The organism is Pedobacter sp., assembly GCF_035566355.1.
Classification (GTDB): Bacteria; Bacteroidota; Bacteroidia; order Sphingobacteriales; family Sphingobacteriaceae; genus Pedobacter.
The window spans coordinates 1-6,856 of the sequence record NZ_DATMRL010000685.1 but is presented as its reverse complement, the minus strand read 5'-3'; the positions used below and the strand labels follow the sequence as shown (position 1 = coordinate 6,856).

The 6,856-nt window shown below is 40.8% G+C and carries 9 protein-coding genes; all 9 read left to right on the top strand.

Features of this window, described 5'->3' with window-relative positions; genetic code table 11:
* Positions 1-750 (top strand): TonB family protein (locus VNZ46_RS26985; protein WP_325564402.1); only part of this gene is annotated, 750 nt, incomplete at its 5' end.
* Positions 751-759: 9 nt separating this feature from the next.
* A complete protein-coding gene (locus VNZ46_RS26980) occupies positions 760-990 on the top strand; it encodes a hypothetical protein (RefSeq protein WP_325564400.1) in 231 nt (76 codons plus the stop codon).
* Entirely contained in the window at positions 987-1,892 is a 906-nt protein-coding gene (locus tag VNZ46_RS26975; RefSeq protein ID WP_325564398.1) for a substrate-binding domain-containing protein, read from the top strand. The genes VNZ46_RS26980 and VNZ46_RS26975 overlap by 4 nt, the downstream gene beginning before the upstream one ends.
* A 124-nt stretch (positions 1,893-2,016) precedes the next feature.
* Complete coding sequence (locus VNZ46_RS26970) at positions 2,017-3,732, top strand: tetratricopeptide repeat protein (protein ID WP_325564396.1); 1,716 nt, start codon at positions 2,017-2,019, stop codon at positions 3,730-3,732.
* A gap of 78 nt (positions 3,733-3,810) precedes the next feature.
* Positions 3,811-4,182 carry an NADH-quinone oxidoreductase subunit A gene (locus VNZ46_RS26965; protein WP_108549705.1) on the top strand — a complete coding sequence of 124 codons (372 nt, stop codon included), beginning with the start codon at positions 3,811-3,813 and terminating at the stop codon, positions 4,180-4,182.
* 104 nt (positions 4,183-4,286) lie between these two features.
* Positions 4,287-4,829 (top strand): NADH-quinone oxidoreductase subunit B, encoded by a 543-nt coding sequence (locus tag VNZ46_RS26960; RefSeq protein WP_108549706.1) that lies wholly within the window; start codon positions 4,287-4,289, stop codon positions 4,827-4,829.
* The gene (locus VNZ46_RS26955) at positions 4,829-5,332 is read left to right on the top strand and encodes an NADH-quinone oxidoreductase subunit C (RefSeq protein ID WP_325564392.1); all 504 of its coding nucleotides are present in this window, start codon (positions 4,829-4,831) and stop codon (positions 5,330-5,332) included. Before VNZ46_RS26960 ends, VNZ46_RS26955 begins: the two co-directional genes overlap by 1 nt.
* A 5-nt stretch (positions 5,333-5,337) precedes the next feature.
* Positions 5,338-6,549, top strand: coding sequence for an NADH-quinone oxidoreductase subunit D (locus VNZ46_RS26950; protein WP_325564390.1), 1,212 nt, complete (start codon positions 5,338-5,340; stop codon positions 6,547-6,549).
* Positions 6,542-6,856 (top strand): NAD(P)H-dependent oxidoreductase subunit E (locus VNZ46_RS26945; RefSeq protein WP_325564389.1); only part of this gene is annotated, 315 nt, incomplete at its 3' end. The genes VNZ46_RS26950 and VNZ46_RS26945, both read left to right, overlap by 8 nt.

Here is a 6,856-nt window from a genome sequence, read left to right as displayed (position 1 = left end):
GGGGCTTACGAGCTTCGTACCAGAAACTCTGCAAACACAACAAAATCGTTATTCTACGCATCAGCAGTGTTTATCCTGCTGTTCATCTCGCCTAAGATCATCAGTATGATCAAAGGTGCGTTGCCTGAGGAAGAGGTTGTTAAACAAGTAGAGGTTACTGTTGCTCCACCACCACCGGTGAACCCGGATACCCCTCCGCCACCACCGGTTGAGCCTCCGCCGCCAAAACAGGATCAGGTTAAGTTTCCTCCTCCTATTGTTAAGCCGGATAACTTGGTGCGTGATGAAGAGCCACCTCAAATTGAAGATTTGAAAAAAGCAGATCCGGGACAGAAAACAATTGCGGGTGATCCGGATGCGGACATCGTAGTTGCTGCGCCAGTTGGAAATGGTCCTAAGCAGGCTGCTGTAGTTGAGGATACTAAAGTTTATGACTTCGTAAGTATCGAAACTCAGCCAAGTTTCCCTGGAGGTATGGAGAAATTTTATGCTTACCTGCATAAAACCGTAAAATATCCTCCAATGGCTGCTGAAAACAACATTCAGGGTAAGGTATTCTTATCTTTTGTTGTGGAGAAAAATGGTGAATTAACAGACATCAAAGTAGACCGTAAATTAGGCGGTGGTACAGATGAGGAAGCTGTTAGGGTATTAAAAGCCAGCCCGCGCTGGACTCCAGGTATCCAAAACGGTAAACCGGTACGTGTTAAATACAACATTCCAATCAGCTTTACTTTATCAGGTCAATAAGAATAATACATGATTGACTTCAATTTTTTTAAGCAGAAATCGCCTCAACAGCGATTTCTGCTTATTTTAGGGCTAGTTATGCTCTTGTTTTATATGGCTTTGGGAACATTGCTGATCTTTTGGAAAGAGATTCCATTTGATATCACACCAACATACAGGATCCTGTTTGGTGTTTTACTTATCGTTTATGCCCTGATCCGGTTTTACCGGTTAATTAATCAAAAAGATCAGTCGGAATGAGATATTTGAGCTTTATATTTGTATTACTGGTTGTTTTTTCTTCTTGTAAGAATAAAAAGACAAAGGAGGGACAGTCAGAAGAATCCAGGACTTCAGGCTATGCTAAATTGCTGGTGGATGAGTCTTTTCATAATATTATTGATGACCAGATAGAGGTTTTCAATTCTGACTATCCGGATGCGCATTTTACGGTGATTACCGGAAATGAGAACAAGATATTTCCAACCTTTTTAAATGACAGTATCCGGGTGATGATTTCTTCCCGAATGCTGACACCAGAAGAAGAAAAAGCGTATAGCAGGAGAAGTATTCCGGTATTTACTTCGAGGTTTGCTATTGACGGGATTGCGTTGATCACGGCTGCTGATAACCAGGATACCACCATTACGGCTGATGAGGTGATTTCGATGATGAAGGGAAATTCAACGTCAGACAAAAGCCTGGTGTTTGATAATGCCTACTCCAGTACCCTAAGATATTTTAAAGACCTGGCACAGGTAAAAGAATTGCCTAAAAAGGGAGTTTATACATTAAGTAACAATGCTGATGTGATCAAATATGTTTCTGAACACAAAAACTATATTGGTGTGGTTGGCGTAAATTGGTTAATTAAAAAATACAGTGAGGGGGAAGAATATTCAGGGAAAGTAAAACTAATGGGTGTAAAAGCTGTTAAGGGTAAAAAAGGGGATGATGCGTTTTATAAACCTGTTCAGGACAATCTGATCAGCGGTATTTATCCTTTCCTGAGAAACATTTATATCATTAATGCGGAAGGTAAAGACGGTTTAGGCACAGGATTTGCAAACTGGTTAGTGAGCCAGCGCGGGCAACTGATTGTTCTTAAATCCGGACTGGGTCCTCATAAAATTGTATCGAGGGATTTTAACTTGAAGAATTAAAACAAAATTATATATTTGGGAATACGAAGTATCTCGCTTTTTATCCTCTCAAAACAAACGAACCAATGAAACCTGCCTAGCAAGCTTCATTACAATTAAAATTAAATTAATAGAACCAATGAAAATGACAAAGAAAGCAATAACCTTAGGTTTAGGTTTAGTAGTGATGGGTTCTGCCTCTTTTGCTCAAAGTTTAAATGATGCAAAGAAGGCGATAGATGCCGAACAGTACCAAAAAGCGACTTCAATGCTTAAAGCACTCGTGAATTCTCAGGCCAGTAAAGGTGAAAATTACTACAACCTGGGTGAAGTTTACCTGCGTACAGATTACGTGGATTCTGCAAGAGCCGTTTTTACAAAAGGGGTTACCGCTGATCCAAAATATGCATTAAACTACATTGGTTTAGGTGAGGCTGACCTGGCTTCAAAAAATGCAGCTTCAGCAAAAACTAACTTTGACAAAGCCATAGAGGTTTCTTCAAAGAAAGACTACCTGCCATCGATGTTTATCGGTAAAGCCTATACCGCAGCAGGTGATTACACATCAGCTCTTCCATTTCTGCAGAAAGCAGATGAGTTAGACAAAGACGACAAAGATGCGGAAACTTTCCTCGCATTGGGGGATTATTACGCAGCTCAGAAAAAGAACTCTGAGGCATTGCAAAATTATATGCGTGCTTTGAACATCAATGAGAACCTTTTAAGAGCTACTGTTCAGATTGGCCGTATGTACAAAGAATCAAGAGCATTCCCTGAGTCTGAAGAGCGTTTAAAAGAAGCGATTACCAAAGATCCTAATTACGGTCCTGCTTACAGAGAAATCGCTGAGCTTTATATGCAGTGGGCTAACTTTGAGCCAGCTAGTTTTGATGCAAAAGCAGCTCAGGCTTTGGAGAACTACAGAAAATATCTTGACCTGACTGATAAATCATTCGAATCTAAATTACGTTATGCACAGTTCTTATTCTATGCTAAAGATTATAAAACTTTAGAGCAGGTAACAGCTGAACTGGCTACAGTAAGTCCTAATGACCCTAAATTGCCAGTTGTATTAAGGATGCGTGGTTATTCAGCTTATGAGAATAAAAACTATCCTCAGAGTTTACAATACATGAATGATTTGTTTGCTAAAACTAAAGACCAGTCTCGTCTGATCGCTACAGATTATTTGTACTTAGGTAAGGCATTGCTTCAATCAGGTAATGATAGTTTAGCCCTTCAAAATATTACCAAAGCGGTTCAGATGGACTCTACTAATGTTGATGCATTAGAAGATGTAGCATTGGTATTGTTTAAAGCTAAGAACTATGCAAAAGCAGCTGAGGTGTATAAATCTGCAATTAAATTGAATCCTAATGGTAAAGGTTCTTTAACCAACTACTACTATTTGGCAAATGCAAATTACTTTAACTATGCAATTGCAGATAGAGATAAAAAGAACCCGAGCAAAACATTATTGGTTGAGGCTGATTCAGCATTATCAGTTTTAAATAAAAAGAGTCCTGAATTTACTTTAGCCTATATTCTTCGCGGACGTATCGCTCGTTTTGAAGATGATCAGAACAACCCTAAAGGTCTTGTAATTGCTCCTTTTGAAGAATATTTGAAATTGGTTACTGTAACTAAACCAGAATTGGCACAATCTCCGGCAGAGGCTAAGAACCTTGTTGAGGCTTATACAAATCTAGGTTATGCCTATACACCAACAGATAAAGAAAAAGCAAAAGATTATTTCAATAAAGCTTTGGCTATTGATGCCCAGAACGCAAATGCGCTTGAAGGTCTAAAATATTTAACTGCTCCTGCAGCTAAGCCAAAAGCACCAATCAAGAAAAAATAATCAGTATAAATAACTATTATTGAAAAGGCAGGGTTGTTATCCTGCCTTTTTCTTTTAATTTTGTACCAAATTTATATTATGGAAACGCAAAGTATACCTTCAGATTTTCTCCCTATTATATTCCAGGTTGTTGTGGCGCTTGGTTTTGTGGTCACGACATTGATCGCAACCCATCTGCTTGGACCAGCGAGAAAAACAGAAGATAAGTTATCTACTTTCGAAGCCGGTATTAAGGTGGTTGGTAATGCGAGACAACCTTTTTCTATTAAATATTTCCTGGTGGCCATTCTGTTTGTTCTGTTTGATGTGGAGGTGATCTTCATGTATCCATGGGCAGTGAACTTCAGAGAGCTTGGGTCTCGGGGAATGATTGAAATGTTCATCTTTATGGGAACTTTGCTGCTGGGCTTTATCTATGTCCTGAAGAAAAAAGTACTGGATTGGAACTAGTTATTTAGATTTGTTCTAAATGCGCCCCCGCGCTCCAATTCCTTCTAAAATATTGTAGATTTGTGGTTCATTCTTTACCTGAATGAACCCTTTTTGTTTATATCATGAGTGACATCAATATAGTAAACGCGCCCCCAGGCATTGAAGGATCTGGCTTTTTCGCCACCTCTTTAGATAAAGTTATCGGCCTGGCACGTTCCCATTCCTTGTGGCCTTTACCATTTGCAACTTCTTGCTGCGGAATCGAGTTTATGGCAACCATGGGTTCGCATTATGATTTCGGACGTTTTGGCTCCGAACGTTTAAGTTTCTCCCCGCGTCAGGCAGACCTTTTAATGGTGATGGGTACCATCGCCAAGAAAATGGCTCCGGTATTGAAGCAGGTGTATCTGCAGATGGCGGAACCCCGCTGGGTAATGGCTGTTGGTGCCTGTGCATCAAGCGGAGGTATTTTTGATACTTATTCCGTTCTTCAGGGGATCGATGAGATCATTCCGGTCGATGTATATGTTCCGGGCTGCCCGCCAAGACCTGAAGCAATTTTAGATGGTTTTGGTAAAATACAGGAGCTGGTTAGAAATGAATCTTCAAGAAGGAGGAATTCTGATCAGTATAAAGAGTTACTGGCTTCTTACGGAATATTATAATGGCTGAAAATAAGAATCAAGAGCTGATCCAGGTGCTGACTGAAAAGTTCGGCGATAAGATCATTGGTGTTCAGGAACCGTATGGCCTGCTGACCTTTGAGACCACAAAAGATGTAATCTCTGAAGTTTTGAAATTTCTTAAAGAAGACGGAGCGACGAACTTTAATTTTCTGACCGATATTACAGCTGTTCATTATCCGGGTAAAAAACACGGTATTGCAGTGGTTTATCACCTGCACAGTATGGTGAACAAGGTGAGGGCAAGAGTGAAGGTGTTTATCGACGAGCATCATCCAGGCATTCCTACAGCAACCACGTTGTGGAACGGTGCCAATTGGATGGAGAGAGAAACTTATGACTTTTTCGGAGTTAAATTCGAAGGCCATCCGGATCTGAGAAGAATATTGAATATGGACGACCTTGGGGTACACCCGATGCTGAAACAATATCCTTTGGAAGATCCAAACAGAGTGGATAAAAAAGACGAATACTTTGGTAGATAGAATATATGAATAATCAGCCGGTATATACAGATAACGACCCGCAGAGTGAGCTGGTAACCCTAAATTTAGGGCCAACCCACCCAGCTACGCACGGGGTATTTCAAAATGTTCTTCAGCTGGATGGTGAACGTATCGTGAGTGGGGTTTCTACGATCGGGTACATTCACCGTGCTTTTGAGAAAATTGCAGAACACAGACCTTTTTACCAGATCACACCGCTTACCGACCGTTTAAATTATTGTTCTTCGCCGATCAATAACATGGGCTGGCATATGACAGTAGAGAAACTACTGAATATTCAGATGCCTAAACGGGTAGATTATCTCCGGGTGATCATTATGGAGTTGTCCAGGATCTCTGACCATATCATTTGCAATACCATTATTGCACAGGATACCGGGGCCACAACTACTTTCCTTTACCTATTTCAGTTCAGGGAACATATTTATGAGATCTATGAAGAGATTTGCGGAGCACGTTTAACAACTAATATTGGTCGTATAGGTGGTTTCGAGAGGGATTTTAATGATATCGCTTTTGCGAAGATCAATAAATTCCTGAAAGAATTTCCTGTAGCCCTGAGGGAGTTTGAAAACCTTTTGAACAGGAACAGGATCTTTATCGACCGTACAGCTGGTGTGGCAAAGGTAACTGCAGAGACGGCATTGAATTACAGCTGGTCTGGTCCTTTATTAAGGGCTACAGGTGTAGATTATGATGTAAGGGTAAGTGAACCTTATTCTTCTTATCAGGATTTCGATTTTGAGGTACCGGTTGGTACTAGCGGTGATATTTATGACCGTTACCTGGTGCGTAATGAAGAAATGTGGCAAAGTGTGCGCCTGATTGAACAGGCCATGCAGAAACTGAAGAACGAACCTGCAGGTATTTTCCATGCGGACGTTCCTGATTTCTATTTACCGGCTAAAGAGGAAGTGTATAACAATATGGAAGCACTGATCTATCACTTCAAAATTGTGATGGGTGAGATTGATGCCCCTAAAGCGGAAGTTTACCACGCGGTTGAAGGTGGTAACGGGGAACTGGGCTTTTACCTGATCAATGATGGTGGAAGAACACCTTATCGTTTGCACTTCAGAAGACCAAGCTTTATCAATTATCAAATGTTTGCGAAAATGAGTGAAGGTATGCTCTTGTCGGATGCCATCATCAATATGAGTAGCATGAATATTATAGCAGGAGAACTAGATGCTTAGAGTAGAAGAACAACAACCTGTAGATTTTTCATCGGCTTTGCTGGCAAAGTTCGATGAGATTGTAAAAAGATATCCTGAGGGCAAGCAGAAATCTGCTTTGCTGCCGATTTTGCATGAAGTACAGGCCGAACAGGGCTGGCTGAGCACCTCGGCGATGAACAGGGTAGCAGATTACCTGGATATTCAGGATATCGAGGTCTATGAAGTGGCATCTTTCTATACCATGTACTTTTTAAAACCTCAGGGCAAGTATATGCTGGAGGTTTGCCGTACAGGACCTTGCTGCCTGGTTGGTGCTGAAAAGCTG